The organism is Streptomyces crystallinus (assembly GCF_039521265.1).
In the GTDB taxonomy this organism is placed as follows: domain Bacteria; phylum Actinomycetota; class Actinomycetes; order Streptomycetales; family Streptomycetaceae; genus Streptomyces; species Streptomyces crystallinus.
Genome location: NZ_BAAACA010000014.1, coordinates 162,456 through 188,443 on the forward strand (window position 1 = coordinate 162,456; position 25,988 = coordinate 188,443).

Sequence of the window (25,988 nt, forward strand, 5' to 3'; positions counted from 1 at the left end):
CCACCAGAACCAGGCCCAGGCCCCGAACCCGAACCGGGTCTGGCTGACTCATCGCGGAGACCAACCCACCACCGGCCAACACGACTTGGCCGCCTCGGAATCGACACACGGAGACCCCATGATGATCCTGAAGTCCACCTTGCCCGCACTCGCCGGCGCGGCGCTCCTCGCCTTGGCCAGCGCTCCCAGCGCCCAAGGCGCGCAAGGCGCAACCACCGCGAGCGCACAGCCGTCGTCGGCTGTCACACAAACCGACAATCCCAGCCGCACGTTAGCCGCCTCCTCCCTGCCCAGCTCGACCTACTGGAAGCCCGAGCACACCAGCGGGCGGTGTATCACCGCGCACGGCGGCGTCCGCAAGGGTGCGAAGATCGACCAGTACAAGTGTGTCGGCGGGGCCAACCAGAAGTGGTCCTTCGTCACCGTCAGCGCCACTCCCCCCACGTACACCATCAGGCCGGTGAGCAACGCCGGGCTGTGTGTGGACATTCAGGGAGGCGACTACAGCAAGGGCCGCCAGCCGATCCTGTGGAACTGCAACGGACGTATCAACCAGCAGTTCTGGATCAACTGCGCGGGCAGCCTCAGCAAGTGCAACATCCACCCCGACTACGGCACTCAGCGAGGCAAGTGCCTGTCGGTCAAGGGCGGTTCCACGGCGAACAACACCCCCGTGATCCTGTGGTCCTGCAACAAGTCCAAGGACCAGCGCTTCACCCTGCGCTGACACCGCACTCAGCCGTCGTCGAGCCAGTGGACGCGGTCAGGCCGCCGCACCGAGCCATCGGGCGTCCTGGCGTCAGCCTGGGTTGACAGCGCGGGGATGTCAATCCAGACTGACAGCCATGGAAGCGGGAGATCTCTCAGAACGTCTCAGGTCGCACGACCCGGCGGTGGGGCTGCGCGCGGTGGGCGCCCTGCACCGGCTGGCCGAGCAGGTGGAAGCGGCGGCAATCGCACGCGCCAGAGACCAGGGGTGGTCCTGGGAACAGATCGGCGACGCCCTCGGCGTCTCCCGGCAGTCCGTGCACGCCAAATACGGGAAGTGAGACGACCATGTTCGAACAGTTCGCAGCGGGTGCACGTACGGCTGTCACCGCGGCGGTGAGCGAAGCCACCCTGCGGGGCGATCGCCGCATCGGCACCGAGCACCTTCTCCTGGGCGTACTCCACGAGCCCGGACCGGTCCAGGCCTTCGGGGCCGACCTGGAGAGCGCGCGCGCCGCGCTCGACGCGCTCGACCGGTCCGCGCTCGCCGCTGTCGGCATCGACACCCAGGGCATCGAGCGGAAGCCGATTCCCGCCTCGCGCAAGCGCACGCCGTTCACTTCGGGAGCCCGGGCCGTCATCCCCCGGGCCCTTGCCGAGACACGGAAGGCCGGCCGTCGGCGCATCACGCCGGAACACCTGCTGCTGGCGCTGCTCGACTGTGAGCAGCCGGATCCGGTGGCGGAGCTCATCGCACAGCTCGGCGTCGACCGCGTCGCTGTCCGCGAAAGCATTCACCGGGCGGGGAACTGAGTCCCCTTTTAGGCCCATTGAGGCCTTTAGGCTTTCGGCGGCTCGCTCGCGCTCGCCCGGGTCACCTCATCCCGTCTGCGGTCGGTCGCCGAGGGAGATCAGCAGGGTGCGCAGGAGCGGCACGAGTTGGGTGCGCTCGGCGGGGGCCAGCCCGCCGAGGAGACGCTCCTCGTTCTCCAGATGGTGCACCACCAGGTCTTCGGTGGCGCGGATACCCGCGTCCGTCAGGGAGATGAGGACGCGGCGCCGGTGGGTGGCGTCGAGTTCGCGGTCGACCAGACCCTTGTCGACGAGCCGGTCGATGCGGTTGGTGAGGGCCGCGCTGCTCACCATCGCGGCCGTGCTGAGCTCCCCCGCGCTGACGGTGTACGGCGGTCCCGAGCGGTAGAGCGTGGCGAGGACGTCGAACTCCCACGGCTCGACACCGTACTGCGCGAAGTGCTCTTTCAGGGCCCGCTCCAACAGCCGGGACGCACGCGAGAGGCGGCCGATCACGGCCATCGGCGAGCAGTCGAGGTCGGGCCGGACCCGCTGCCACTGCTCGATGATCGCGTCCACGCCATCGCCCTGTGGGGTTGCCGCCATGTGTCCTCCCTGATGGGGTCCCGCCCTGCCCGGCTGGCCGCCGAACCGGCTTTCACTCCGAGCTTAACATTTCGACGTCGAAGTTTTTGACATCACGGGAGCCCTGTGCCTAATATTTCGACGTCGAAATTTTCGACCAGCGCTCACCAAGCGCTCCGCTTCCGCGAAAGGTGACTCCCGTGAAGGTCCTTCTCATCGGCGCCTCCGGCTACATCGGCTCCGCCGTCTCCGCGCACCTGGCCGACGCCGGACACCACGTGGTCGCCTTGGTGCGTGACGCCCAGCGCTCGGACGCCGGACACGAGCGGCGCGTCGGGGACGTGACCGACCCCGCCTCCCTCACCCGCGCGGTCACCTCCGACATCGACGCCGTCGTCGACCTCGCGCCTCCGACCGGCGACGCGGCGGTGGACGCGGCTGCCATCACCGCACTCACCGATCCACTGCGCGGCACCGGACGCGCCTTCGTGTACGCCAGCGGCGTCTGGGTGCTGGGCGCCACCGGCCCGGAGGCCGCCGACGAGAGCGCCCCGGTCAACCCCCCGGCGATCGTCGGATACCGCCCGGCGATCGAACGCCAGGTGCTCGACACCGCCGACGCGGGCGTACGGGCCGCGGTGATCCGCCCCGGCATCGTGCACGGAAACGGCGGCGGCATACCCGCGCTGCTCGTCGACCGCGCCCGCAAGCAGGGAGCCCCGACGTACGTCGGCGACGAGACCGTGCACTGGCCGATGGTCCACGTCGACGACCTGGCCGAGCTGTTCGTCGCCACCGTCGAGAAGGCGCCCGCCGGCAGCCTGTGGCACGGTGTCACCGAGCCCCGCGTATCGGTCCTCGACCTCGCCGTGGCCGCCGGAGCGGCGGCCGGTGTCGACGGCGAGCCGCGGTCGTGGGCCCTGGAGGACGCCCGGGCGGAGCTCGGCGCCCCGTTCGCCGACGCGCTCGCCCTCGACCAGACCGTCAGCGGCGACGCGGCCCGCGAAAGCCTCGGCTGGCTGCCCCGGCAGGCGGGAGCGGTCGCGGACGTACGCGAACTCTCCTACCGGCAGGTCGACACGAGCGGCATCGCGGTGTTCGGTGCCGGGGACGGGCGGCAGGCCGACGTCGAGGCCATCGTCCGCTTCGTGGCAGGCGTCCAGTACGCCCAGCAGAACGAGCTCGTCGACACGTTCATGAGCAACTTCCGCAAGCAGCACCCGGTGTGGACGACCGGGCACGGCAAGCGGCTGTCGGGCTGGGACGAGATCGACTCCTTCACCCGTCAGGTGCTGCCCGGCGCGACGAAGCACTCGACGGCCACGTACGAGGTGGTACGGATCCTGTTCATCCGCCCCGACGTCGCCGCCGTCAACGTCCGGCAGCGGCCGGTCACCCCCGGCGGACAGCCCATCGACGACCAGCCGGAAGGCCGCCCGATGTACGTCCTCGCCAAGGACAACGGCCGCTGGCGGATCGCCGCCGCACAGAACACCCAGGTCCACTCCGCCTGACCCACCCGACGCCTACGCATCCCGGCCCCGCTCCGACGGCATCCCGTCCGAGCGGGGCCGGGATGCGTAGGTCAAGGATCCAGAAGCCGAGCGGCACACCGGGCGAGTTCGACGGCGCCGCCGGCGCCGCGCGAGGAGCAGGCAGAGGGAGGAGAATGGAGAAGGGCCGATACGTGAGTTCTGGCCGGGTGCCGACCCGGGTGCCGTAGTGCCTCGTCCCTCTTTCCTCGTGTTCCTCATGTTCCTCATGGGCGCCGGGCTCCACCGAGGTGACGTCATGACCACCGCTGCCGCAGCTACAGAGCCGTACACGGTTCGCGCGTTCCTGTTCAGCCGGCCTGACGAGGGCTCCGCCGACGCGCTCCTCGGTCCGCTCCAGGGCAGCGGGGCGGCCACCGCGCTCCTCAGCGGAACCACCCGCCCCCTGACAGCCGCGGCCGACGAAGCCGTCGAGCGTGAGATGGCGGCCGTCGTCGATTCCTTCCTCGGCCTGGACCTCTTCGACGTGGCAGCGGGCGGCTGGCGCAAGCACGCCGCCCTCACCGCCGCCGCGCGCCGCACCCGCGCCGCCCCGGGCAGCGAGGAGGTGGTCGCTCTCGCGACCCACGACATCACCTCGCACCACCGCCCCTATGTCGACGTCCTCATGGACGGCATCAAGCTCGGCACCCTCGACGTCGGCCTCGACCTGAACTTCCGCGTCACCGGGCTCGTCGCCGTCGTACGCGACGCCCAGCTGGTCGCTCTCAGCAGCGGGGAGTGCGTGCTGACCGGGATTCTCACCCTCCAGCAGATCCTGCTGGCGAAACGCCAGGCCCGACTGGACCTCCCGGGCATCTGGCGCCTCCACACGCCACTGCCCCTGCTCCACGACGAGCCGCCGCCCTCACCTCCTCCGCCCCCGCCGACCCAGACCATGTACGCGCCCAGGTGGCACGCCCGATAGACCAAGGTCAGCGGCGACGTCCTCGCCACCTACCAGCTCCGACCGTCCGCGTTGTCCTCGTACAGCTCCCGCGTACGGCGCAGCAGGGCCTCCCGTACACCGTCCGGTGACAGGACCCGCAGCGGTGTGGCCAGGCTGAGGAGGTAGCCGGCGAGGCCGTCCGCGTCGGGGCCGCCGATGTCGACGACCGTGGCGTCGGGGCCGTCCGGGCGGTGGATGCCGACCGTCGGGGGTATCAGCCGACGTGCCTGGTCCAGGGGCATAGGCAGGCGGATCGTCACATAGAGCGGGTATGCGGAGCTCGCCATGGAGCGGGAGACGAGGAGCGCCGGGTCCGGCGGGTCGATCAGTTCCACCGGGCGTCCGGTCGACCGGATCTCGGCCACCCTGTCCGCCCGGAACGTACGCCACTCGTCCCGCGTCACATCCCGGGCGACGAAGTACCAACGGCGTCCGGTGTGCACCAGACGGTACGGGTCGACGTCCCGGACCGTGGCCTTGCCCGCGCGATCGCGGTACGAGAGGTGGATGCGCTCGGCTCGGCGGCACGCGCCGGCCAGTTCCAGCAGCATGCCGGGCGCGATCTGCGGCTCGTCGACTCTCGCGGTGTGCACGAACGCGGCGTCCATCTCCCCCAGCCGCTCCGCGATCCGGCGCGGTAGCACCTGACGCAGCTTCAGCAGAGCGGACAGCGCGGCCTGGTCGCCGCCGAGCACGCCGCTGAGCGCCGCCTCGCGCAGCCCGACGGCCACGGCGAGCGCCTCCTCGTCGTCGAGGACCAGGGGTGGCACCCGGGCTCCGGCGCGCAGGCGATAGCCGCCCCACGGCCCAGGGTCGGACTCGACTCCGTATCCGAGTTCGCGCAGCCTCGCGACGTCACGCCGGACCGTGCGCTCGGTGACCGCCATCGTGTCGGCCAGCTCGCCGCAGGTCCACGACGGGCGCGAGGACAGCAGCGAGACCAGTCGCAGCAGGCGGGCTGATGTGCTGATCACATGGCGAAGTCTCCCGCACGACCAGGACCGTATCTGTCCGGGTCCCGTCATAGCGTCGTCCTCATGAGCGCTGAAACCATGAGCACGGAAACTGAAACCATGCGCACGGAAACCACGTCCGCACCCACGTTCCGCTACGCGGCCGTCACCTTCGACTGCCCCGACCCCGCCGAACTGGCCCGTTTCTACGGCGACGCCCTCGGTCTGCCGACCGCCTACTCCTCCGACGACTTCGTCATGCTCGGCCAAGCGGGCGCGGCGGGCCTGGGCTTCAACCGGCTGGCTGACTACCGGCCCCCGACCTGGCCGGCCCCTTCCCAGGAGAAGCAGGCCCACCTCGAAGTGGGCGTCGACGACTTGGATGCCGCCCAGGCCCGACTGCTCGCCCTCGGAGCCGTCGAGCCCGCCGTCCAGCCGCAGCCCGACCGGTGGCGGGTCCTGCTGGACCCGGCGGGCCACCCGTTCTGCATCACCACCCTGGTCTGACCCGGGCTCTGACTCTGACAGAGCTCTGACCGGACAGTTCATCAGGCGCCTTCCCTGGGCCCCTTGTTCCTCGGCATCGACCGCCGCCTACCGTGGAAGGGCCGGTCGAGGGAGAGGACGCCGAAGCCGTGGACGTATATGAGGCCGTGGACAGCCGCCGGGCTGTACGGGCGTTCAGCGAGGAGCCGGTGCCCAAGGAGGTACTCGAGCGGGTGCTGGCCGCGGCGGCGCGGGCCCCGTCGAGCGGGAACCTCCAGCCGTGGCATGTCTATGCCGTCTCCGGTGAGCCCCTGGCCGAGCTGAAGAAGCGCGCCACGGCCAGGGCACTCGCCGGAGATCCGGGGGACGCCCGGGAGTATCCGATGTACCCGGCCGAGTTGGCCTCCCCGTATCTCGACCGCTTCTCCGGCGCGGCTGCCCAGCGGTACGAGGCGCTGGGGATCGCGCGCGACGCCCCGGGCAGACCCTTCAAGATCGCCGCCCTGAACTCGCAGGCGTTCGGGGCGCCGCTCGTCCTGTTCTGCTACCTCGACCGGGCGATGGGGCCCGGACAGTGGGGCGACGCCGGGATGTACCTGCAGACGGTCATGCTGTTGCTGAGGGCGGAAGGGCTGCACAGCTGCCCGCAGGTGATGTGGACGATGTATCGCGAGACCGTCGGCCAAGTCGTGGGGGCCGAAGACAGGTTCGTGCTGTTCTGCGGCGTCTCCGTGGGGCACGAGAGGGAGGGCGTGCCACGGATGCGCACCGGGCGGGCGGCCATGACGGAGACGGTGAGCTTCATCGGCCTGTGACCGCCCCCCGGCCGCCGAAGTATTGGCGAGGGACACCGGTGACGGCAGGATGGGGGGGCCGGCCGTCACCACGTAAGGAGCCCGACCTCATGCTCGCTGCCGTCGATCACGTACAGCTCGCCGCTCCGCCCGGCAGCGAGGAGCGGCTGCGGGAGTACTACGGGAACGTCCTCGGTATGACCGAGATACCCAAGCCTCCGGCCCTCGCGCCGCGTGGCGGTTGCTGGTTCCAGGCCGGACCGGTCCAGCTCCACCTGGGTATCGAGACGGACTTCCGGCCCGCCAAGAAGGCGCACCCAGGACTGCGGGTCACCGGGATCGAGGCATACGCCGCCCGCCTGGAGGAGCGGGGCGCGCAGGTCGTCTGGGACGACGACCTGCCGGGCCACAAGCGCTTCTACTCGGAGGACCCGGTCGGCAACCGGCTCGAATTCCTGGAGCCGGTGCAGTAGTCGGGCATACGCGTCGCGGTGGATGCGCACACGCCACGACCCGGGTGCAGGCTGATAGCCCCGGCCCCGGCCGCAGTTGTGGCCGGGGGCCGGGGGGGGTGGCTCAGTCGGCCTGGGTGTCCGTCTGCTTGGGCAGGCAGAACATCAGGGCCCACATCAGGGCGAGGAGGCTGCCGACCCACCACAGGACGGTGATGAAGGCATCTCGGTTGAGTCCCGCGTCGGGTGTGCCCCCGGTGGCGGCGAAGAAGACCAGGGCGGTCAGCGCGGTTCCGAAGGCGATGCCCAGGTGGATAGCCGTGTTGAACAGGCCCGAGGCGGCTCCGGCGTCCTCATGCGGGATACCGGCCAGCGACATGTCGGCGAGCGGTCCGCTGACCATGCCGAGGCCGAAGCCGATCAGTACCACCGGAGCTGTCATCGCCACGAGTGTCAGCTCCGCCTGGCTGCCGGCGACCTGGAACCCGTAGGCGGCCATCGCGGCTAGGGCGATGAGGGCTCCGGCCTGCGGCAGGCGGCGGGCGAACCGTCCGGCGCTCTTCGCCGCGACCGTCGCGCCGGCCAGTTCCCCGAGGGAGAGCAGCACGAAGGCCAGGGCCGCGTGGAAGGGACTCATGCCCAGGCCGTCCTGAAGGTAGAGGGTCCAGGTCATGAAGAACAGTCCGCACAGCAGACCGAGCGCCAGCTGCGCGGCCGTACCACCGGAGAACTGCCTGCCCCGGAACAGGGACAGGGGCACGAGGGGCGCGTTGTCCTGCTTGCGCTGCTGATGGCGCAAGAAGACGCCGAGGACGAGAAGACCGGTGGCGAGCAGGGCGAAGCACCACAGCGGCCAGTGACGGAGGTGTCCCTCGGAGAGCGGGAAGACGATCAGGACGATGGCCGACGCGGACAGCAGCACGCCGGTCAGGTCCAGCCGGTCGGCCCTCTTCACGGTCGACTCGGGAATGAACCGGCGTCCCAGAAGGAGCACGGCGAGCCCGACGGGCACGTTGACCAGGAAGATCGGCCGCCAGGACAGCCCGAACAGGTCCGCCTCGGTCAGCAGACCGCCCATCACCGGGCCCAGGACATTGGCGAGCGACATGACGGCTCCGTACAGGCCGAACACCCTGCTCCGGTTCTGCCCCTCGAAGGTGACATGAAGGGTGGCCAGGATCTGCGGAATCATGAGCGCCGCGCCCACGCCCTGGAGGGCACGGGCGCCGATCAGCACGCCCGGCCCGGCAGCGAGGCCGCACAGCAGCGAGGCCGTGGTGAACACGACGGTGCCGATCAGGAGGATCCTGCGCCGGCCGTAGAGGTCGCCGAGGCGCCCGCCGGTGATCAGCCCGATGGCGATGGGCAGGGAATAGCCGGTGGTCAGCCACTGCACCGCGTCCGGTCCAGCTCCGGTCGACTGCTGGATCGCGGGCAGGGCGGTCAGGACGACCGACTGGTCGATCATGTCCATCAGCTCGGCGCCCAGCAGTACCAGTAGGGCGATCCAGGCGGCCAGGCCCCTCTTCGACGGCCCGGACGTGGGGTGGGTCGGGGGGCCGGTGGTGTGCTGCGGCTCGTTGCCGAGCGCGGAGGAAGACACGAGAGAGGACTCCTGATCCAAAGAGATCGGGAAGCCCTGCCGACAGCCGCACCGGGGCCGAACAACACGAAACCCGGGGCAGACGGCAGAGCTGCACCCGGGAAAAGACAGAACAATGCGGGGGAGGGTGACGCAACTCAGACCAGCGCGACGTCCGCCCCCGAACACGTGCGACATATCGGCACGCGGGGAACACGGACGACTACATGGCCTGGTTGATAAGAAGTCACCTCAAGATCGACGCAGAAGGAACAGAAACTCTCAGAAAGAGCAGGAACTCCGGCTGCTGCTGCCGAGACCTCCGGCGCAGCAGCCTGACCACGATATGACACTTCGGGGCTCTTTGCCCATGGGATTACGCACCCGACCGATCGTCGTGGAGCGCGGCGGCCTCCTCCAGGTCGGTGACGGTCCCCGACATGATCGTCCGTACGTGCCTGGTGATGTGCTGTACGGGCCAGTCCCACCACGCCACGGCGAGGAGTCGGGCGATGTCCGCGGCGTCGTAGCGGGTACGGATGAGCCGGGCCGGGTTGCCGCCGACGATGCCGTAGTCGGGGACGTTGCCGGTGACCACGGCGCCGGCGGCGATGATCGCGCCGTGACCGATCCGTACACCGGGCATGACCGTGGCGCCGTGCCCGAACCACACGTCGTTGCCGACGACCGTGTCGCCCCGGCCGGGCAGGTCGGTGATCAGGTCGAAGTGCTCCGCCCAGGAGCCCCCCATGGTGGGGAACGGGAAGGTGGAAGGGCCGTCCATGCGGTGGTTGGCGCCGTTCATGATGAACCGGGTGCCCGCCCCCAGCGCGCAGTACTTGCCGATGACAAGCCGCTCGGGACCGTAGTGGTAGAGGACGTTGCGCGTCTCGAACGCGGTCGGGTCGTCGGGATCGTCATAGTAGGAGAAGTCACCGACCTCGATCAGCGGCGACTTCACCAGCGGCTTGAGCAGCACCACACGCGGGTGCTCGGGCATCGGGTGGAGCACGGTGGGGTCAGCGGGAACGGGCGGCATCGTGGAGGTGGTTCCTCTCTCGTGGGTCGGTGGAATGTCGCGGCGCCGCGGAGCCTTCCCCGGGCGTGGACCTCGCCAACCACAGGCCGGTGAACACCGCGGTCGTCAAGGTGACGGCGCCGGCCGCGATGAAAGCACTGTCGAGGCCGGTCTCGAAGGAGGCGCCGCCGGACTGCCGGGTGCGGACGACGGCTCCGAGTACCGCCACGCCGAGCACCGCGCCGATCTGCCGGGTGGTGCTGCTGATGCCGGAGGCGAGGCCGCCTTCCTGCGGGCTGACCGCTTGGATGGCCGCTCCCGTCAGCGGTGACAGCGTCAGGGCGAAACCGGTGCCGACGACTCCCAGCCGCCACCACACGTTCCCGTAGCCGGTGTCGGCGTGCACCACACCCAGCGCCAGCAGTCCCAGTCCTGCCAGCGCCAGGCCGGTGGTCACCACGACACGGAAGCCGTACCGGGCGGCGAGCCGGCCCGCGTACGGGCTGACGACCACCATGGCGAGGGACATCGGCAGGGTCTGCAACCCGGCGCGCAGGATCGAGCTGCCCTGGACGTACACGAAGAACTGGGAGAAGAAGAACGACGAACCCATGAGCGCGAACCCCACCACGACCATGGCGGTGTTGGACACGGTGAACAGCCGCTGGCGAAACAGTCGCAGCGGCAGCATCGGCGCACGGCGACGCGCTTCCACGGCGACGAAGGCGCCCAGGAGGACCAGCGCGGCGGTGAAGCTGCCCAGGATCACCGGCGAGGTCCAGCCGCGGGCACCGCCCTCGATCAGCCCGTAGGTCAGCACCCCCACCCCCAGAACGGACAGCACCGTCCCCGGGATGTCGATCGCGGGGGCGCTCGGATTGCGGGTCTCTTCCAGGCTGCGCAGACCGACCAGCAGAAGGACCACGCCGATGGGCAGGTTCACCACGAAGATGGCGGGCCAGCCGAAGGCATCGGTCAGCACGCCGCCGGCCACCGGGCCTGCGGCCAGACCGATGCCGCTGAGTCCGGCCCACAGCCCGATCGTCTTGACGCGTTCTTGCGGTACGGGATAGGCGGCGGCGAGCAGGGCGAGCGAGGCGGGGCTGAGCGCGGCGGCCCCGATGCCCTGGAGCACCCGGCCCGCGATCAGCCAGCCGAGCGAGGGCGCGAGGCCGCACACCACCGACGCGGCGGTGAACACCGCCACGCCGGTCAGGTAGACCCGCTTGCGGCCGAACCGGTCGGCGAAGATACCGCCGGACAGCAGCAGCATGGCGACCAGCAGTACGTACGCGTCGACGATCCATTGCAGACCGGTCAGCTGAGTGTGCAGCCGGTGCTGCATATCGGGCAGCGCCGCTCCCACGATCGTGTTGTCGAGCAGAACCATGAACTGGCCGAGGCAGGTCACCGTGAGCAGCACGCCCCGGTGGGAACGACTGCCTACGACCGCATGCGATGCAGCGATGGGGATCCCTCTCAATCGTCGGTTGCTCCGGCCCCGCTGACGCGGGTGGCGGTGCACCTGAACGCTCTAATGCAGTCGGTGACTGCGTTAGGGGACTATAGGGAGGGTCGGCCCACAAACGCAAGCACTAGCTGCGTTAAGGTGGGGGCATGAGCGAACGACAGCCAGTCCGGCGGCCCGGCGGGCGCAGTGCGCGCGTCGGCGCGGAGGTGCACCAGGCCGTCACCGACCTGATCAGCGAACGCGGCTACGGCAACTTCACCGTCGGCGAGGTCGCGGCCCGCGCGGGCGTGGCCGACAGCAGCATCTACCGCCGGTGGGGCAACCTGGAGTCCCTGCTCACCGATGTGCTGCTCACCCGCCTCAACGCGCAGTCACCGATGCCCGACACCGGGAGCCTGGACGGCGATCTGCGTACGTACGCGGCCACCGTGGCCCGCGAGATCACCGGACCCGACGGTCTGGCGGTGGTACGCCTGGCCGTCGCCCTGTCGAACAACGGTCAACAGGGCATGCGGGCCGGCGACCTCCTCCGCGCCGAACGCATGCGGCAACTCCAGGCGATGCTGGATCGCGCCCGCGACCGCGGGGAGCGCGCACCCGACGCGTTCGGCGTGCTGGATCACATCCTGGCCCCGATGTACATCCGCGTCCTGTTCGGCATGGTCCCGCTCACCCCCGACTACGTCGACGGGCTGGTCGACCGCTTGCTGCTGTGACTCCACTCCGTCCCTGGACCGGCCGTCGCTATACGCGAGCAGGACCGTTTCCGGTGGTGACGAGGGTGAGCCCGTAGCGCTCCAACAGGGGGTTGATCGGCTGGTAGAACGAGGTTCCGCCGGTGGTGCAGTTCCCGGTGCCACCTGACGTGACGCCCTGGGCCTGGTCACCGGCCACGTAGGGCCCACCCGAGTCGCCGTGCTCGGCGCAGACGCTCGTACGGGTCACTCCGGTGACTGTCCCCTCGGCGTGGGCCACGGTGACGTCATGCTGCTCGATGATGCCGCAGTGCCATCCGCTGGTGGAACCCGATCGGCACACGGACGCGCCGACGAGCGCTTCGGCCGACCCCGTGATCTCAAGCTCCCGCGCGCGTCCGCCCTTGACGTACGGGCGCGCCGCCCAAGCGCTGTTGGTGGCCACCCAGGCCATGTCGGCGCCGGGGAACACCGAGGCCCGGAAGACCCCCTGATCCCGTTTGTTGAAGCCGCGGGTGGTGGTGCCCTTCCTCCCGCAGTGACCTGCGGTGACGAAGCCCTTTTCCTTGCCGCGGGTGACGGCGAACCCTACGCTGCACCTGCCCCCGTCCGTCGGACGGTAGAAGGCGTCGCCGCCTCGGATGCCGTGCAGCAGGTGGGGTTGCTGCTGGACAGTCTGGACGCTCAAGAGCGCCGCATCGACTCCGGCGCCGGCGATCAGTTCCCGAGCGGCGGCCCTGCTCCGCGCTTGCACGACCACCCTGTTCGTCCGCACGTCGACGTACCAGACAAGCGTGCCGAGCCCGTGACGGCGCACGGCGGCCCGGTCCAGTCGCGACTTGGCGTTCGTGAGTGCACGAAGGCTGTGCCGCACGGACTTGCCCTCGGCCCCGTCGGCCGCGATCGCGGGCACGCGCGCAGGGTCGGTTGTCGCCACGATGACACGCGAGGAACCTGCCCCCTCCACCCAAGCACCCGCGAACGCCGCGCCCAGAACCCAGGCCAGGCGCCTGGCCACGACCGCCCCCGCCGCCTCATTCCTCAGCCGTGCCCGGGCCTGCTCACGGCTGAGGCCAAGGTCGATCCGCATCGCACCCTGCACATCACGTACCGCACGGCCACGAGCGAGCCCGGCCGGGGCCGCCGTCGACGTGTTGGGTCCGGCACCGAGCACGAGAGTGGCAACGGCCGCGGCAACAACCGCCCATACGGCTCCAGTACGTCCTGGCGGCATGATGCGCCTTCTCATGGTCGAAGGTGTGCAGGAAACCATCTCAATAGTGACTGAATATCACCAAAGAAGGTCAATGCCACGCCGCTCTACGCCGTGAGTCAGGCCTGTGAGTCCCTGCGGGCGCTCCTGACCGCGTACGACGGCAAGACGGTGGCCGATCTTGCCCGCAAGATCTCCTGACGGGCGGTGGTGTACAGATGCTCGCCGGTCTCGCCCTCGAAGACAGCTGTGACAGCCGTGCCGGGTTCTCGGCGACGAGCCAGACCCAGGGGCGCGAGATCTAGCGCTGCCTCAGCCGCGCCAGCTCCACCTCGATGGCCTCCGTCATGAGCGCGCGGGCGTGCTCGATGGCGATTCCACCACTGAGCCACCGCATGCTCAGGCCTTCGAGCAGGGCCGTCAGTCTCTCGGCCGCCGCCGCGAGCGCGGCCGCCGGGGCAAGCGGCTGCACCTGTCCCAGCAGGGCGGCCACCTCCTGCACCCACGCCAGCGTCGCGCGGGCCAGGTCCTCGCGCAGCACGGGATCGAAGACAGCGCTCGCCCGCAACTCGCCCCAGGCGGTGCTGTTCTCGCGTACCTCAGGGGTGTCCTGGAGCTCCAGGAGCAGCACCTGGTCCAGCTCCTCGCGGGGACTCAGCGGCTCCTCGTCCGGACCCTGGGCCGTGGTGTACCGCTCGGCGCGGTCGTTGATGAACTCCAGCGTCTGGCGCAGGACTCCGGTGCGGTCCTTGAAGTGGTAGTAGATCAGGCCGGTGGACACCCCGGCCTCCTCCGCGAGTTCTTCCACGCGAAGGCCGCGGACCCCGCGCCGGGCGATCACCCGGGCGGCCGCTTCCAGGATCTGAGTACTGCGAGACGCCATGTCAGAACCCTATCCGGGCTCCGGAGACACGCGTGCCCACAGCCCACCCTGCCGGTTTCCCCGCGTACGCCGTACTGGCTCAGCACGACGGCCACGACGACCACCACGGCCACGACGGTGACGACAGCCACGGACCCCTCGACAGCGAGCTGATTTGACTGAAAATTCAGTCAGTGCCACAGTGGCGTACGTGCCCGGCCCCCCACCCGCGTGAGGACACGGACCCCGCACACCCGCCGTCGCGCGCCACCCCCACCCGCCCGCCGCATCCGGATACCCTCTCCTGCGCCCACGATCGGAGCACCTCGTGTCCCACCTCTCCCCCACCCGGCGCACCGCCCTGCGCACCCTCGCCGGCATCGGCGGCGGACTCTCCCTCGGCGCCACGGCATGCGACCCCGACAGCTCCTCCCGGGCCGGTGAGACCACCCGCCCGAGTGGGGCAGCGGCCTCCCGAGGCGCCCACGGCGACCGGCGCTTCGGCGCCGAGTGGGAGAGCCACACCCGTACGTTCATGTCCTGGCCGGCCCTCCCCTCCGTCTGGGAGGAGGACCTGCCCTACGTACGCGAGGACATCGCCCGCATCGCCCGCGCGGTCGGGGAGTACGAGGCCGTCGTGGTGTTGGCCCGCCCCGACCAGGTGGCGGCCGCGCAGCGGGCCTGCGGATCGAAGGTCGAGGTCATCGCGCTCCCCGTGGACGACCTCTGGGCCCGCGACATCGTGCCTGTCTTCGTCGAGGACGCGGGCAAGGTCGTCGGCGTCGACTTCAACTTCAACGGCTGGGGCAACAAGCAGGAGCACACCAACGACGCCCAAGTGGGCCGCAAGCTGCTCGCCGAGTACAAGGTCCCGCGTGAACAGGCGCCGCTGGTCGCCGAGGGCGGTTCCTTCGAGACCGACGGCGAGGGAACCCTCCTCGTCACCGAGAGCTCGATCGTCAACGACAACCGCAACCGCGGCAAGAGCCGCGACCGGATCGAGGACGAGCTCATCGAGACGCTCGGCGTGGAGAAGGTGGTCTGGCTGGCGGGCGTCCGCGGCCAGGACATCACCGACGCGCACGTGGACAGCCTCGTACGGTTCACCGCCCCCGGCGTGGTCCTCCTCGACAAGGCGTTCCCCGGCTCTCCCCCGGACTCCTGGTCCCGCTCGGCCGACCAGGCCCGCTCGGTACTCAGCAGGACCACCGACGCACGCGGTCGGCGCTTCGAGATCATCGACCTGCCCCAGCCCGACCTCGACAAGATCACCGGCAAGGGTGACGACTTCGTGTCCACCTACGCGAACTTCTACGTCGCCAACGACTCCGTCTTCCTGCCCAAGTTCGGCGACAAGCAGGCGGACGCGCGGGCCAAGTCCATCCTCCAGGAGCACTTCCCCAAGCGGGACGTCGTCCAGATCAAGATCGACACCATCGCCTCCGGTGGCGGTGGCATCCACTGCTCCACGCACGACCAGCCCGGAAAGCCCGCCGCCTGAACGTGACCGGGAGACGAGGCCAACAGCTCCCGCCACCCCGCCCAGCCGGGTGTAGAGCACGTCCCGTGCGGTGCCGCATGGCTTGTCCGGGCCATTCACCCGGATGGCGGGCGGAGGATCGATACGTCGGCCCACGCGCGGGTGACACCGCGCATCAGGGGCCGCCGTCAGGGGATTTGGCTGAGCAGATCCGGCAGCATGTCGGAGTCCGGCTTCGGGGAGGCCGCCAACTCCCCAGACGGAACGGGTTTCATGCGTCTTCGCCACACCGCCGCCGCCGTTTGCGGTGCGCTCGCACTCCTCCTCACCCAATCGGCGTCCGCGAGCGCCGCCACCGGTCACTTCTCCTACAAGTTCATCGGCCTCGACGGCGCGCCGCAGTCCGTCACCCTCCACGACCCGGTCAGTCCCGGCTGCGTCGTCCTGCCCGAAGTCGCGGACCCGGGCTCCTCCGAGCCTGCCTTCGCCCCGCACAACGACACCGACGAGTGGGTCATGGTGTTCACCGAGCCCGACTGCACCGGCGACTCCTGGACTCTGCGGCCGCACGGGAACCCCGCCACGGATCGCCTCAAGCTGCGCTCGGTGTTCCTGACCGGCCGCACCCAGTGAGGGGGTAGCCGCTGGGGTTCTTGCCGTATCGGGTGACAATGCCCCGCCGGTCGCCGGTCGCTGGTATCGGGCCGTCCCGGCCGGCAAGCGGCCGTTACGGCAAGTCCCCTGTTCACGTCGTCGGCGGGCGCGTAGCCGAGCTGATCAAATATGGGTCGTCGGCGCCAAATCCAGGCACACTGGCCGGATGACGACTACATCTATGGTCCAGGGCGCCAACATTCAGATCGCCGCCACCGTCGTACGCGCCGAACTCGTCTGGAAGCAGGCGGGTGATGGCCTCGACGCCGATGCGTCCGCGCTGCTGCTCACCCAGGAGAGACGGGTCCGCGACGACAACGACCTCGTCTTCTACAACCAACCGCGCCATGCGTCCGGCACCGTACGGCACTTGGGAAAGCACGACGACGGGGACTCCGTCACGGACACGGTGGAGGTGGAACTCGGAGCGCTGGAGCCGGATATCGAGCAGATCTCCCTCTGCGCTTCCCTCGACGGCGGTACGTTCGGTGAGCTCTCGGGGCTGCGACTGCGGCTGCTGGACGCCCAGTCCGGGGTGGAACTCGCCCTGTTCGAGATGGCGGCGACGAGCGAGACGGCGTTCATCGCCGGTGAGCTCTACCGCCGCGGCACGGGATGGAAGTTCCGGGCCGTGGGGCAGGGCTATGCGTCGGGGTTGGCCGGGCTGGCGACGGACTTCGGTATATCGGTGGCCGAGGAGCCCGAGCCCGAGCCCGCGGCGGTATCCGAGCCCGCGGCCACACGCCCCCCGCAGATGCAGCCGCAGAGCGAGGACAGCCTGCCCGTCGACATGCGCAAGCGTCTGGATCTGCGCAAGGAGAAGGTCGCCGTCTGCCTCACCAAGCACGGCGCGCAGGGTGTCTCAGCACGCGTGGTGCTGGTCCTCGACGCCTCGGGGTCGATGAGCAGTCTCTACAGAGACGGTGTGGTCGCCGATGTGGTGGAGCGCATGGCCGCTGTGGCCGCGCAGTTGGAGGACGACGGCACCATGCAGGCCTGGGCGTTCGCCACGGAATCGACCCAGCTGCCCGACCTGCGTATCGGTGAACTGCCCACATGGTTGCAGACCCATGTTCCGGCCGGACGGGGGCCGCGCTTCGAACGGCTGGTGAAGCATCGGGGGTTCTTCGGCCGTCGGGGCCGCGAGGAGATGCAGGACATCGGGTGGGGGAACGAGGAGCAGAAGGTCATCGCCCAGGTCCGCGCATACGTCAAGGAGAACCCGGCGGCCGTGCCGACCCTGGTCCTCTTCTTCTCCGACGGCGGCGTCTACAACGACGTGCAGATCGAACGTGAGCTGCGCAGTGCCGCCGACGAGCCGCTCTTCTGGCAGTTCGTGGGCCTGGGACAGGCCGACTACGGCGTGCTGGAACGATTCGACACACTGACGGGCCGTCGCGTCGACAACACCGGGTTCTTCGCCGTCGACGACATCGCCAAGGTCTCCGACGAGGAGCTGTACGACCGCCTGCTGTCCCAGTTCCCCTCCTGGCTGACGGCGGCTCGGGCGGCGGCCATTCTGCCCGCGTAGTCGGGGAGCCAACGGCGTCATTGAATGACCGGCTACGGGCGGGCCGGAGAGTTCCGGCCCGCCCACCACCCCATCAGCCCGTCAGCGCCTCGCACAGCGTTGAGGGCTTCAGCCCGAAGGTGTCGCGGATGTCGCTGTCGTCCACGGTGAACGGCCGCTCGGACATGTATCCCATCTCGGCGAACTCCCGCCACACCGTGTCGGTGAACGACAGCAGCGCCAGCTCCCGTTCGGTCAGCGACCCAAGCCGCGGTTCGGGCGCTTCGTGCAGGGCCGCGTACTCCACCGCCGCCCGGCGCAAGGTCGTGGTGATGACCGGGGCGTGCCAGGGGCGGCCCCAGGACCGCCCGTTGCCACCGACCGCCACCAGCGCCGCCGCGACGTCCTCGGTGTACGAATACGAGTGCGCCGCGTCGGGGTCGCCCTGGACGAGGGCGAGTTCGCCTTCGCGGACCCGGGGCGCGACCAGCAGCGTGAACGGCGAGACCGCGCCGGGGCCCAGGTACTGGCCGGCCCGTACTTCGGTGACCCGCAGCCGCCCCGCGTCGTGGGCGCTCTTCGCCTGCCGCCACAGCTCGGCCCGTACCCGGCCCTTGCGGGTGTGCGGGGCCATCGGGGTGCGCTCGGTGAGCGGCTCGGTGCTCTGCTGGTAGCCGTAGTGGTTCCCGAGCATCACATAGTCGGCCCCGGCCCGCTCGGTCGCGGCGAGGATCGACGCGAACAGCGGGGGCATGGTCTCCGGCCAGGTGTGGTAGGCGGTCATGGCGGCGTTGAAGACCGTGGCCGCGCCTGCCAGCGCCTCGGCCAACTCGTCGGTGCGGCCCGCGTCCAGGGCGATCCGCTCGATGCCGGGGTGGTCCGGGCCGCTGCCACTGCGGGTGATGAGGCGGACCCGCCTACCGCTGTCGGCCAGTTGTCTGGCGGTCGCGATCCCGGTCGCGCCCGCCCCGATGACGACTGATTCAGCCATGACGTTCTCTCCGTAATCCTGAAGGGTGAACGCCTCCCGCACGGGGAGACGCGGTGCGCGGGGGCCCGGCCGCGAACCCAACTCTGCCCTCCGGCCGCGGGGTAGGGTCAGTGGCCTGAATGCCACGAGGTCCAAGGATCCAGCCATGCATCCCATGCACCCCATGCACCGTGTCGCCGTCCTGGCCGTTCCCGCGGTCAAGCCCTTCGACCTGTCGATGCCGTCGGTGCTGCTCGGCGCCGCCGACATCGGCGGGCATCCGGGCTATGAGGTGACGGTGTGCACCGCCGCACCCGGCGCGCTCGCCGCCTCCGGTGGCATCGACGTGGTGGTCCGGAACGGCCTGGAGGCTGTCGCGGCGGCCGACACCGTGATCGTCCCCTCGACCGCCGCCCGGCACGACACCGAGCCTGCCGCTCTGGACGCCTTGCGGGAGGCGGCCGCCGCAGGCAAGCGCATCGCGTCGATCTGCAGCGGCGCTTTCGTTCTCGCCCAGGCCGGGCTCCTCGACGGCCGGGCCGCCACCACCCACTGGGCCCTGGCCGACGAGCTGCGGCGCGCCTTCCCCGCGGTGCGCGTGGACGCCGACCGGCTGTTCGTCGAGGACGGACCCATCGTCACCGGTGCCGGGTCCGCCGCCGGGATCGACCTGTGCCTGCACCTGATCAACTCCGACTACGGCGCGGCCGTGGCCAACGCGGCGGCCCGCGCGGCCGTCGTCACTCCCGTACGGCACGGCGGGCAGGCGCAGTTCGTGCAGACCCCGCTGCCGGCCGCGACCGACTCCTCCTTGGACGCGGCTCGTACATGGGCACTACGACATCTGGACCAGCCGATCTCCTTGCACGACCTGGCCGGTCACGCGAGGGTCAGCGTGCGGACCCTGACCCGCCGCTTCACCGCCGAGACCGGTGTGACCCCGTTCCAATGGCTGCTCCAGCAGCGGTTGCTGCGGGCCCGCGAGCTGCTGGAGACCACCGATCTCACCGTCGACCTTGTGGCGCGCCGCAGCGGGCTCGGCTCCGGCGAGTCGCTGCGCCAGCACCTCAACCGCCAGATCGGCATGAGCCCGGCCGCCTACCGTGGTGCCTTCTCCCACCGCAAGAGCGTGAAGGCCGGTCGTGACCACCCGTAACCCGGCCCGGACGTGGGCGTTTCGGGTATAGATGGAGATGTTCGCGATCGCCTCTTGGGCGGCTGCCCGCCACACAGGGAAACCCGCCCCACAGGGAAGAAAGGGGAAGCGTGGAGGATCTGCCCAGCTCGGCGACGGAGCCCGACGGCTCCGCGGTCGTGCGCCTGCTCAGCTACAACATCCGCTCGATGCGCGACGACGTCACGGCCCTGGCCCGGGTGATCCGCGCCTGCCGACCCGACGTGGTCTGCGTCCAGGAGGCGCCCCGGTTCTTCCGCTGGCGCAAGGCCGCTGCCCGCCTCGCGAGGACATCCGACCTCGTGTACGTGGCGGGCGGCGCCACCGCCTCCGGCCCCATGATCCTCTCCTCGCTCCGCGCCCACGTGGAGCACACCGAGGACGTCCTGCTCCCCCGCACCCCCGGTCTGCACCAGCGCGGCTTCGCCACCGCCGTGCTGCGCTTCGGCCGGGCCCGGCTCGGCGTGCTCAGCTGCCACCTCAGCATCGACGACCAGGAGCGGTACGAACAGGGCCGCCTGCTCCTGGAGAGGCTCTCCGCGCTGAACGTCCCGCACGCCGTAGCCGCGGGCGACCTCAACGACCGGCCCGACGGCGACACCTTCGGCCTGCTCGCCGGTGCCCTCCAGGACGGCTGGGCGACGAAGCCGTGGGGGCGCGAGCACACCACCCGGCTGGGCGATCCGCTCCAGCGCATCGACGCCGTCTTCGCGACGGACGGCATTCAGGTGCTGGGGTGCGGAGTGCCGATGGGCCTCGCCGGCGTCTCGGAACAGGACCTGCGGGCGGCGACGGACCATCTGCCGGTGCTGGCCGCTTTGCGGGTGCCGCCCGCCTAGCCACGTCATTCCGCAGGCTCTGGCAGGTCAGCCGGGCGTCGAGCCGGGCCTTGAGCCGACCTGTGACCCTACGACCGGGCCGGCTGATTGGCGATCAGAAGGGTGACCCCCGCAGGCCGGAAGCCCAGGTGGGCGTATATGCGGGCGATGGATTCGTCCGCGTACGCGAGGAACACCGTCCGCACCCCGTGGTCGCGGGCGTGAGCGGCCAAGGCAGCCGTGACAGCCGCGCCCAGGCCCTGGCGGCGGGCGGTGGGGAGGGTGGCGACGCCGCCGATCTCGGTGGCGCCTTCGGCCGGGTGGTAGTGGCCGGCCGCGAGAGGCGTGTCGTCCGGCGCGAAGGCGGCTATGAGGACTTTGTGCCCGGCGAGGAGGGTGGGCCTGGCCGCCTCGACCGTGCCGTCCTCGACCAGGTCCTCGGCCGTCGCCGACAGCTCAGCGGGACCCGCCGGACCGACCGCGGTGCCCACCTCCGCGAAGGCCAAGCGGGGCAGCGCCAGCACCTGGGGCAGAGCCGGGTCGTCGTCCGTCACCACGCGCAGCGTGACGCCGTCGGGCAGAGGTGGCTCGGGCAGCGGACGGTGTGGGTCGAGGACCATGAGCGGCCGCTCGTCCACGGGGAGCCCGGCGGCCTCGATACGGGAACGCAGCGCCGGAGCCGTCTGGGCGAGCCACTCGAAGGCTTCCGGTACGCCGAGTTCGCGCTGCCGGGCACGCACTCGGGCGATGTCGTCGCCGGTGCTGGCCACGCCGTCGCCCGCGACGGGCTGCGCGTGGCTCGGGCCGCCGTAGTACGGGGTGCCTGGTTCCTTCCGTACGAACAGCCGCAACGGGCCAAATACCTCGGCGTCTGCGAACAGCAGGGGCACCGCGGCGTAGTACTGCTCGATCCGGACACATAGCGAGTCACTCATGCCACGCATCTCACCATGGGGCATGAGCATGTCGCACCTGAGAGGGCAGTCATCCACTACTCGGAGGAGGTGAAGGAGAACAATCTGACCGACGGAGTCGCCGCGCTGATCAACATTGCGGGAACCTTCATCACCCTCCTCAAGAACAAAGAGGTCGGCGCCCAGCTGCCGCTGGACGCGGTCCAGGCCCTGCGCCCCATGACAACCGACTATCCGAGCTACCGGCGCCAATTGGCGGAGTGGGAGGTGTCGCCGGGGGCGGCCTTCCTGGCCGGGGCCGGTCGGTGGGAAGAGGCGACCGCTGTCGGCGAAGAGGCCATCGGCCTGTACCGGAAACTCGCCGCCGAAAACCCCGGCGACGACGAACTCACCTACCGCATCTCCTGGGCACAAATCGCGGTCGCCATCGACCTCGCAGCCAAAACCGAACTCCAGCCCAAGGCAACCGACCTCACCCTCGCCGCCACCGACAACCTCCGCACCCTCGCCACCAACTGCCATCGCCCTCCTGCGGGAGGCCGTGGACCTCTACACGCCACTGGACGCGGCGGACCACGCCAGCTACGGGCCGAAGCTCGCCGAAGCCAAGAAGCAGCTGGCGGCACTGCAGACCTGACCGCCGTACGGCACGACATCCACGGACCTCAACCACCCCCCAGCGGTCGCGCTGACCACCGCCGCTGGGGGCGTGGCCGTGGCGGCGGCAGCCGCTGAGAGACCTGAAGAAGGGCCTCCATGTAAACTGGCGACAGAATTTCAACAGGCCGAAGAAGCGCAGCGAATTGGGTCCCGAGTCTTCTCGGCGTGCCATTCACATCCCGGGCGACCATGTACATAGAATCCGAACACCTCTCGAACTGGATCGAGAAAGGACGGGCGACCCCGCTCCCCGTCGCATCGAGCCGCTCGTTCGACGAGTATCTGTGCACCCTGCCATGGGGCCCCTCCCGGCTGGACTGGCACAGCATCCCGTTCTCGTCGTTCGACTACCAGGAGAACGGATGGTCGGGCCAGTCGGCCGTCGACTGGGCGAAGTCCAACCGGCTCCTGGACTCCACGCACGCGTTCATCATGTACTCGGCGTCCGAGCCCGGAATCCTCTGCAGTGCCACGGACGCGTTCTACGAACTGGACTACCTGACCATGGGCAGGGTCCACCCCGCATACATCTGCGCGGCCGTCCAGGGCGAAGAGGGACCGGTGCTCTCGTTCGAGAGGTTCGCCGAATGGGACGGGTTCTCCGCCGTGATGACGCCACTGTCCTCGGGATGTACTCGGATGGCATGAGTACGTTAACGCCGCCGCCGGGCTTCCTGGGGCACCTGGTGGGGTGCCGCCAGGAAGGTGGCGGAAATCAGTGGGTGCTGGGCAGGTAGGCGTAGCAGCCGTACATGTCCTTGGTCGCCGAGAGGATGGCGTCGCCGGTCTTGGGGCCGACCACACCGTCCTCCTGAAGGCCCGCCCAGTGCTGGAGGGCGTACACCGCCCCATTGGTGTCCTGGCCGAAGGCGCCGTCCTCGGCGACGACGTGGTACCCGGTCTGGTAGTGCAGCGAGTTGGAGATCTTCTGGACGCACAGCACGCTGTTGTACGCGTTGGCCTTGCCGTAGCCGACCCAGAGGGAGCCGGAGTTGGGGACGGCCTGGGCGGTACCGCCCAGGGCGGCGACAGTGGCCAGGGCGGCGGTCGCGAAGACGAAGGCGCCACGACGCTTGATGGTGTTGCTCAAGGTAACTCCAGTGCGAGAAAGAGCATGGATCGCTGGTCTCCGGAGTTTGCCGTGGTCCTCTAACAGGTCGCCAACACGAGCCTGGCCGGGCCGCGGGGACGCGTTACGCGCCCGTCGGGCATCGTTGCGACGTTGCCGGGTAGACGATCCCCACACAGGTCGAGGGAGGGTCACATGTCCGGATTGATCACGCGTATCAAGCAGTTCACCCGTACTCCCCAGGGACAGCGGGCGATCGCATCGGCCCGGCGCGCCGCCGCCGACCCGCGCAAGCGCGACCAGGCGCGCAAGCTCTTCGGGCGGCTGCGCGGGCGCCAGTGAGGCGGGGGTGAGGGGACGGCCATGGGTATAGCGTGGGGAACGTTGACGCGTTGGGAGCGGGCCCTGGAGCGGTGGCAGAGCGCTCTGCTCTCCAAGGTCCACCGGCAGGAACCGGTCGAGTTGGTCGGCGCGCTGCACGACGAGTGCGACAGCCACGCCGTGGTGTGCAGCCAGGCCCGCGTGGTCGTCCCGAACGCCTACGCGGTGGAGCTGGACACGGTGGTGTACGCGGAGTTGGTACGCCACGGCTGCGCCGACGTGGGAGAGGTGCTGACGGACGACCTCGTACGCCATGGGCGGCGCCAGGGGTATGAGTGGGCGGGGCCGTTGACCATACGCATCACAGCGACTTCGCTTCCTCCCGGCGATCCCTACCGGGTGTACAGCACCCCCATGCCCCATGTACGCGCCGATGCCTTCCCGACGGAGGGCTGAAACACGGCCGTCGGACGGTGTGACGAGCAGGGCGTCAACCGACTCGGCACGACGGACATACCCGCGTTCATGGACCTTCATCGATGCGAGCGTGCCGTTCCTGGAAGCAGCGACGCGCCAGCGCCGGCGCCCCGGGGGAAGGGCCGGTTCCCCCGGGGCCGGGTTGCCTCAGTGCCAGCGGCTGACTTCCACGTTCTCCATCACCCCGAGGGCGTCCGGGACGAGGATCGCGGCGGAGTAGTAGGCGGTGACCAGGTAGGAGATGATCGCCTGCTCGTCGATGCCCATGAAGCGGACGGACAGGCTGGGTTCGATCTCGTCCGGGATGCCGCTCTGCTGGAGCCCGATGACACCCTGCTCGTCCTCGCCGGTACGCATGCACAGGATCGAGGTCGTCCGGGCGTCGCTGACCGGGATCTTGTTGCACGGGAAGATCGGGACACCGCGCCAGGTGGGGATGCGGTGGCCATTGACGTCCATGGACTCCGGCACCAGACCCCGCTTGTTGCACTCGCGGCCGAACGCGGCGATCGCGCGCGGGTGGGCCAGGAAGAGCTTGCTGCCCCGGCGCCGGGAGAGCAGTTCGTCCATGTCGTCCGGGCTCGGCACCCCCTCGTGGGGCTGGATGCGCTGCCCGTAGTCGCAGTTGGCGAGCAACCCGAACTCGCGGTTGTTGACGAGCTCGTCCTCCTGGCGCTCGCGCAGCGCCTCCACCGTGAGCCGCAACTGCTGCTCGGTCTGGTTCATCGGGTGGTTGTAGAGGTCCGAGACCCGGCTGTGGACCTTCAACACCGTCTGCGCGACGGAGAGTTCGTACTCACGCGGCGCGCCCTCGTAGTCCACGTACGTGTGCGGGATCACCGACTCGCCGACATGGCCGGCCGACAGGTCGATGGCCGCCTCGCCGTACTTGTTGGTGCGCTGCTGCGGGACGACCGCCGCACCGTCGAGGTGCGCGCGCAGCGTCTCGGCACGCTCGGCGAGGTTGTCGACGTCTGCCCGGGACAGCGTCAGGACCGTACAGGGAGTGGCCGTCCTGAACGAGTTCTCCCACACCTGGGGCTGCCCGGTCAGGGCGGCTTCACCGAAGTAGGCGCCGTCCGCGAGGGCTCCCAGCACCGTCTCATCGCCGTAGGGGCCCCTGCCGACCTTCTGTACGCGGCCGTGGGCCAGCAGGAAGACCATGTCCTGCGGATCCCCGGCCGTGGCCAGGACCGTGCCCGCCGGGTACTCGCGCTGCTCGCAGCGGCTCGCCAGCTCGTGCAGCACACCGTCGTCCGCGTAGTCGCGCAGCGCGGGCAGCTCCCCGAGCTCCGCCGGGATGACCTCGGTGCGGTCGCCGGTCTGGACGAAGGTGACACGGCCGTCCCCCACCTCGAAGGCAAGCCGCCGGTTCACCCGGTACGTGCCGCCCTGCACCTGCACCCACGGCAGCATCCGCAGCAGCCACCGGGAGCTGATCTCCTGCATCTGCGGCACGGACTTGGTGGTGGTCGCCAGCTTGCGCGCGGCCGCCGTACCAAGGCTCTGTTGACGGGGAAGCCCTCCGGCCCGCACTTCCTGGTCGGAATCAACTGACATGATAAAACCCTCCGCTGACATACGGGATCTGCCGCCACCAGAATCCGCCCGGATCACCATTCGTGTCACCACACCGGAGGGTGAATGAATTTCCTTTCTCACGCCTGAGCGACGAGGACTTTAACCCCTCGCTCGGAGGTACGAACGAAAGCCCGGGATTTCTCACCGAAGTGCCGGTAGTACATACGGATGGAGCATCCTTCCATATGGATTGAGCATTCTTCAGTCAGCGGTATTTCCTCTCTTTCAGGCGTTTCCATTAACCTTATGAGCCGCTGCAATGAGGGCC

General features: G+C 69.7%; 30 protein-coding genes. 19 read left to right on the top strand and 11 right to left on the bottom strand.

Annotated features, from left to right (window positions below):
- Nucleotides 1–118: 118 nt before the first annotated feature.
- From ABD236_RS11290 to ABD236_RS11300, 3 genes are all read left to right on the top strand, one after another.
- Nucleotides 119–727: an RICIN domain-containing protein gene (locus ABD236_RS11290; protein WP_344073108.1), complete on the top strand. Its 609-nt coding sequence runs from the start codon at nucleotides 119–121 to the stop codon at nucleotides 725–727.
- A gap of 118 nt (nucleotides 728–845) precedes the next feature.
- Entirely contained in the window at nucleotides 846–1,049 is a 204-nt protein-coding gene (locus ABD236_RS11295; protein WP_344073110.1) for a helix-turn-helix domain-containing protein, read from the top strand.
- Between the two features lie 7 nt (nucleotides 1,050–1,056).
- Nucleotides 1,057–1,521 (top strand): Clp protease N-terminal domain-containing protein, encoded by a 465-nt coding sequence (locus ABD236_RS11300; protein WP_344073112.1) that lies wholly within the window; start codon nucleotides 1,057–1,059, stop codon nucleotides 1,519–1,521.
- 66 nt (nucleotides 1,522–1,587) lie between these two features.
- On the opposite strand, the gene ABD236_RS11305 is transcribed toward ABD236_RS11300, so the two are convergent.
- Nucleotides 1,588–2,106 (bottom strand): MarR family winged helix-turn-helix transcriptional regulator, encoded by a 519-nt coding sequence (locus ABD236_RS11305; RefSeq protein WP_344073114.1) that lies wholly within the window; start codon nucleotides 2,104–2,106, stop codon nucleotides 1,588–1,590.
- A gap of 179 nt (nucleotides 2,107–2,285) precedes the next feature.
- On the opposite strand from ABD236_RS11305, the gene ABD236_RS11310 reads away from it, so the two are divergent.
- Nucleotides 2,286–3,599 carry an SgcJ/EcaC family oxidoreductase gene (locus ABD236_RS11310; protein WP_344073116.1) on the top strand — a complete coding sequence of 438 codons (1,314 nt, stop codon included), beginning with the start codon at nucleotides 2,286–2,288 and terminating at the stop codon, nucleotides 3,597–3,599.
- Nucleotides 3,600–3,876: 277 nt separating this feature from the next.
- Nucleotides 3,877–4,545: a hypothetical protein gene (locus tag ABD236_RS11315; RefSeq protein ID WP_344073118.1), complete on the top strand. Its 669-nt coding sequence runs from the start codon at nucleotides 3,877–3,879 to the stop codon at nucleotides 4,543–4,545.
- Nucleotides 4,546–4,574: 29 nt separating this feature from the next.
- On the opposite strand, the gene ABD236_RS11320 is transcribed toward ABD236_RS11315, so the two are convergent.
- On the bottom strand, nucleotides 4,575–5,540 hold the full coding sequence (locus ABD236_RS11320) for a helix-turn-helix transcriptional regulator (protein WP_344073121.1): 966 nt from the start codon (nucleotides 5,538–5,540) through the stop codon (nucleotides 4,575–4,577).
- A gap of 99 nt (nucleotides 5,541–5,639) precedes the next feature.
- On the opposite strand from ABD236_RS11320, the gene ABD236_RS11325 reads away from it, so the two are divergent.
- The 3 genes from ABD236_RS11325 (at nucleotide 5,640) to ABD236_RS11335 (ending at nucleotide 7,272) form a co-directional block, all read left to right on the top strand.
- On the top strand, nucleotides 5,640–6,026 hold the full coding sequence (locus ABD236_RS11325; RefSeq protein WP_344073123.1) for a VOC family protein: 387 nt from the start codon (nucleotides 5,640–5,642) through the stop codon (nucleotides 6,024–6,026).
- Between the two features lie 128 nt (nucleotides 6,027–6,154).
- Nucleotides 6,155–6,820: a nitroreductase gene (locus ABD236_RS11330; protein ID WP_344073125.1), complete on the top strand. Its 666-nt coding sequence runs from the start codon at nucleotides 6,155–6,157 to the stop codon at nucleotides 6,818–6,820.
- An 89-nt stretch (nucleotides 6,821–6,909) separates the two neighbouring features.
- A complete protein-coding gene (locus tag ABD236_RS11335; protein ID WP_344073127.1) occupies nucleotides 6,910–7,272 on the top strand; it encodes a VOC family protein in 363 nt (120 codons plus the stop codon).
- Between the two features lie 103 nt (nucleotides 7,273–7,375).
- Here the strand turns inward: ABD236_RS11335 and ABD236_RS11340 are convergent, their stop codons facing one another.
- The 3 genes from ABD236_RS11340 to ABD236_RS11350 all read right to left on the bottom strand — a co-directional run bounded on the left by ABD236_RS11340 (nucleotide 7,376) and on the right by ABD236_RS11350 (nucleotide 11,319).
- Nucleotides 7,376–8,854, bottom strand: a complete 1,479-nt coding sequence (locus ABD236_RS11340) for an MFS transporter (RefSeq protein ID WP_344073129.1) — start codon at nucleotides 8,852–8,854, stop codon at nucleotides 7,376–7,378.
- A 355-nt stretch (nucleotides 8,855–9,209) separates the two neighbouring features.
- Complete coding sequence (locus ABD236_RS11345; RefSeq protein ID WP_344073133.1) at nucleotides 9,210–9,872, bottom strand: CatB-related O-acetyltransferase; 663 nt, start codon at nucleotides 9,870–9,872, stop codon at nucleotides 9,210–9,212.
- Nucleotides 9,853–11,319, bottom strand: a complete 1,467-nt coding sequence (locus tag ABD236_RS11350) for an MFS transporter (RefSeq protein ID WP_344074213.1) — start codon at nucleotides 11,317–11,319, stop codon at nucleotides 9,853–9,855. The genes ABD236_RS11345 and ABD236_RS11350 overlap by 20 nt, the downstream gene beginning before the upstream one ends.
- Before the next feature lie 149 nt (nucleotides 11,320–11,468).
- Here ABD236_RS11350 and ABD236_RS11355 point away from each other — a divergent pair, with 149 nt between their 5' ends.
- Nucleotides 11,469–12,038 (top strand): TetR/AcrR family transcriptional regulator, encoded by a 570-nt coding sequence (locus ABD236_RS11355; RefSeq protein ID WP_344073137.1) that lies wholly within the window; start codon nucleotides 11,469–11,471, stop codon nucleotides 12,036–12,038.
- 28 nt (nucleotides 12,039–12,066) lie between these two features.
- Here the strand turns inward: ABD236_RS11355 and ABD236_RS11360 are convergent, their stop codons facing one another.
- Complete coding sequence (locus ABD236_RS11360; RefSeq protein WP_344073140.1) at nucleotides 12,067–13,107, bottom strand: S1 family peptidase; 1,041 nt, start codon at nucleotides 13,105–13,107, stop codon at nucleotides 12,067–12,069.
- Between the two features lie 424 nt (nucleotides 13,108–13,531).
- Nucleotides 13,532–14,113, bottom strand: a complete 582-nt coding sequence (locus ABD236_RS11365; protein WP_344073142.1) for a TetR/AcrR family transcriptional regulator — start codon at nucleotides 14,111–14,113, stop codon at nucleotides 13,532–13,534.
- 32 nt (nucleotides 14,114–14,145) lie between these two features.
- Here ABD236_RS11365 and ABD236_RS11370 point away from each other — a divergent pair, with 32 nt between their 5' ends.
- The 4 genes from ABD236_RS11370 to ABD236_RS11385 all read left to right on the top strand — a co-directional run bounded on the left by ABD236_RS11370 (nucleotide 14,146) and on the right by ABD236_RS11385 (nucleotide 17,757).
- Entirely contained in the window at nucleotides 14,146–14,271 is a 126-nt protein-coding gene (locus tag ABD236_RS11370) for a hypothetical protein (protein ID WP_344073145.1), read from the top strand.
- Between the two features lie 149 nt (nucleotides 14,272–14,420).
- On the top strand, nucleotides 14,421–15,593 hold the full coding sequence (locus ABD236_RS11375; RefSeq protein WP_344073147.1) for an agmatine deiminase family protein: 1,173 nt from the start codon (nucleotides 14,421–14,423) through the stop codon (nucleotides 15,591–15,593).
- Nucleotides 15,594–15,845: 252 nt separating this feature from the next.
- Nucleotides 15,846–16,205, top strand: coding sequence for a hypothetical protein (locus ABD236_RS11380; protein ID WP_344073149.1), 360 nt, complete (start codon nucleotides 15,846–15,848; stop codon nucleotides 16,203–16,205).
- A 187-nt stretch (nucleotides 16,206–16,392) separates the two neighbouring features.
- Nucleotides 16,393–17,757, top strand: coding sequence for a VWA domain-containing protein (locus tag ABD236_RS11385; RefSeq protein WP_344073151.1), 1,365 nt, complete (start codon nucleotides 16,393–16,395; stop codon nucleotides 17,755–17,757).
- Between the two features lie 73 nt (nucleotides 17,758–17,830).
- Here ABD236_RS11385 and ABD236_RS11390 read toward each other — a convergent pair whose 3' ends face one another.
- A complete protein-coding gene (locus ABD236_RS11390; protein WP_344073154.1) occupies nucleotides 17,831–18,727 on the bottom strand; it encodes an NAD-dependent epimerase/dehydratase family protein in 897 nt (298 codons plus the stop codon).
- A gap of 145 nt (nucleotides 18,728–18,872) precedes the next feature.
- Between ABD236_RS11390 and ABD236_RS11395 the strand changes: the two genes are divergently transcribed.
- Both ABD236_RS11395 and ABD236_RS11400 read left to right on the top strand, forming a co-directional pair.
- The gene (locus tag ABD236_RS11395) at nucleotides 18,873–19,862 is read left to right on the top strand and encodes a GlxA family transcriptional regulator (RefSeq protein ID WP_344073156.1); all 990 of its coding nucleotides are present in this window, start codon (nucleotides 18,873–18,875) and stop codon (nucleotides 19,860–19,862) included.
- 110 nt (nucleotides 19,863–19,972) lie between these two features.
- The gene (locus ABD236_RS11400; protein ID WP_344073158.1) at nucleotides 19,973–20,719 is read left to right on the top strand and encodes an endonuclease/exonuclease/phosphatase family protein; all 747 of its coding nucleotides are present in this window, start codon (nucleotides 19,973–19,975) and stop codon (nucleotides 20,717–20,719) included.
- 68 nt (nucleotides 20,720–20,787) lie between these two features.
- Here the strand turns inward: ABD236_RS11400 and ABD236_RS11405 are convergent, their stop codons facing one another.
- Complete coding sequence (locus ABD236_RS11405) at nucleotides 20,788–21,642, bottom strand: GNAT family N-acetyltransferase (RefSeq protein WP_425543858.1); 855 nt, start codon at nucleotides 21,640–21,642, stop codon at nucleotides 20,788–20,790.
- A gap of 60 nt (nucleotides 21,643–21,702) precedes the next feature.
- Here ABD236_RS11405 and ABD236_RS11410 point away from each other — a divergent pair, with 60 nt between their 5' ends.
- Nucleotides 21,703–22,347 carry a hypothetical protein gene (locus ABD236_RS11410; protein ID WP_344073162.1) on the top strand — a complete coding sequence of 215 codons (645 nt, stop codon included), beginning with the start codon at nucleotides 21,703–21,705 and terminating at the stop codon, nucleotides 22,345–22,347.
- Between the two features lie 114 nt (nucleotides 22,348–22,461).
- Nucleotides 22,462–22,920, top strand: coding sequence for a hypothetical protein (locus ABD236_RS11415; RefSeq protein ID WP_344073164.1), 459 nt, complete (start codon nucleotides 22,462–22,464; stop codon nucleotides 22,918–22,920).
- Between the two features lie 67 nt (nucleotides 22,921–22,987).
- Here ABD236_RS11415 and ABD236_RS11420 read toward each other — a convergent pair whose 3' ends face one another.
- Nucleotides 22,988–23,362, bottom strand: a complete 375-nt coding sequence (locus tag ABD236_RS11420; RefSeq protein ID WP_344073166.1) for a peptidoglycan-binding domain-containing protein — start codon at nucleotides 23,360–23,362, stop codon at nucleotides 22,988–22,990.
- Between the two features lie 174 nt (nucleotides 23,363–23,536).
- On the opposite strand from ABD236_RS11420, the gene ABD236_RS11425 reads away from it, so the two are divergent.
- Both ABD236_RS11425 and ABD236_RS11430 read left to right on the top strand, forming a co-directional pair.
- Nucleotides 23,537–23,683 carry a hypothetical protein gene (locus tag ABD236_RS11425; protein ID WP_344073168.1) on the top strand — a complete coding sequence of 49 codons (147 nt, stop codon included), beginning with the start codon at nucleotides 23,537–23,539 and terminating at the stop codon, nucleotides 23,681–23,683.
- A gap of 42 nt (nucleotides 23,684–23,725) precedes the next feature.
- Nucleotides 23,726–24,118 (top strand): DUF3662 domain-containing protein, encoded by a 393-nt coding sequence (locus tag ABD236_RS11430; RefSeq protein WP_344073171.1) that lies wholly within the window; start codon nucleotides 23,726–23,728, stop codon nucleotides 24,116–24,118.
- A gap of 168 nt (nucleotides 24,119–24,286) precedes the next feature.
- Here the strand turns inward: ABD236_RS11430 and ABD236_RS11435 are convergent, their stop codons facing one another.
- Nucleotides 24,287–25,699, bottom strand: a complete 1,413-nt coding sequence (locus ABD236_RS11435) for a family 2B encapsulin nanocompartment shell protein (protein ID WP_344073173.1) — start codon at nucleotides 25,697–25,699, stop codon at nucleotides 24,287–24,289.
- Between the last annotated feature and the right edge of the window lie 289 nt (nucleotides 25,700–25,988).

Coding starts and splice junctions, on each gene's coding strand:
- ABD236_RS11290 (WP_344073108.1), top strand. CDS start 119: ATGATGATCCTGAAGTCCACCTTGCCCGCACTCGCCGGCGCGGCGCTC.
- ABD236_RS11295 (WP_344073110.1), top strand. CDS start 846: ATGGAAGCGGGAGATCTCTCAGAACGTCTCAGGTCGCACGACCCGGCG.
- ABD236_RS11300 (WP_344073112.1), top strand. CDS start 1,057: ATGTTCGAACAGTTCGCAGCGGGTGCACGTACGGCTGTCACCGCGGCG.
- ABD236_RS11305 (WP_344073114.1), bottom strand. CDS start 2,106: ATGGCGGCAACCCCACAGGGCGATGGCGTGGACGCGATCATCGAGCAG.
- ABD236_RS11315 (WP_344073118.1), top strand. CDS start 3,877: ATGACCACCGCTGCCGCAGCTACAGAGCCGTACACGGTTCGCGCGTTC.
- ABD236_RS11325 (WP_344073123.1), top strand. CDS start 5,640: ATGCGCACGGAAACCACGTCCGCACCCACGTTCCGCTACGCGGCCGTC.
- ABD236_RS11335 (WP_344073127.1), top strand. CDS start 6,910: ATGCTCGCTGCCGTCGATCACGTACAGCTCGCCGCTCCGCCCGGCAGC.
- ABD236_RS11345 (WP_344073133.1), bottom strand. CDS start 9,872: ATGCCGCCCGTTCCCGCTGACCCCACCGTGCTCCACCCGATGCCCGAG.
- ABD236_RS11355 (WP_344073137.1), top strand. CDS start 11,469: ATGAGCGAACGACAGCCAGTCCGGCGGCCCGGCGGGCGCAGTGCGCGC.
- ABD236_RS11360 (WP_344073140.1), bottom strand. CDS start 13,107: ATGCGGATCGACCTTGGCCTCAGCCGTGAGCAGGCCCGGGCACGGCTG.
- ABD236_RS11365 (WP_344073142.1), bottom strand. CDS start 14,113: ATGGCGTCTCGCAGTACTCAGATCCTGGAAGCGGCCGCCCGGGTGATC.
- ABD236_RS11380 (WP_344073149.1), top strand. CDS start 15,846: ATGCGTCTTCGCCACACCGCCGCCGCCGTTTGCGGTGCGCTCGCACTC.
- ABD236_RS11385 (WP_344073151.1), top strand. CDS start 16,393: ATGACGACTACATCTATGGTCCAGGGCGCCAACATTCAGATCGCCGCC.
- ABD236_RS11390 (WP_344073154.1), bottom strand. CDS start 18,727: ATGGCTGAATCAGTCGTCATCGGGGCGGGCGCGACCGGGATCGCGACC.
- ABD236_RS11395 (WP_344073156.1), top strand. CDS start 18,873: ATGCATCCCATGCACCCCATGCACCGTGTCGCCGTCCTGGCCGTTCCC.
- ABD236_RS11405 (WP_425543858.1), bottom strand. CDS start 21,642: ATGCGTGGCATGAGTGACTCGCTATGTGTCCGGATCGAGCAGTACTAC.
- ABD236_RS11415 (WP_344073164.1), top strand. CDS start 22,462: ATGTACATAGAATCCGAACACCTCTCGAACTGGATCGAGAAAGGACGG.
- ABD236_RS11425 (WP_344073168.1), top strand. CDS start 23,537: ATGTCCGGATTGATCACGCGTATCAAGCAGTTCACCCGTACTCCCCAG.
- ABD236_RS11435 (WP_344073173.1), bottom strand. CDS start 25,699: ATGTCAGTTGATTCCGACCAGGAAGTGCGGGCCGGAGGGCTTCCCCGT.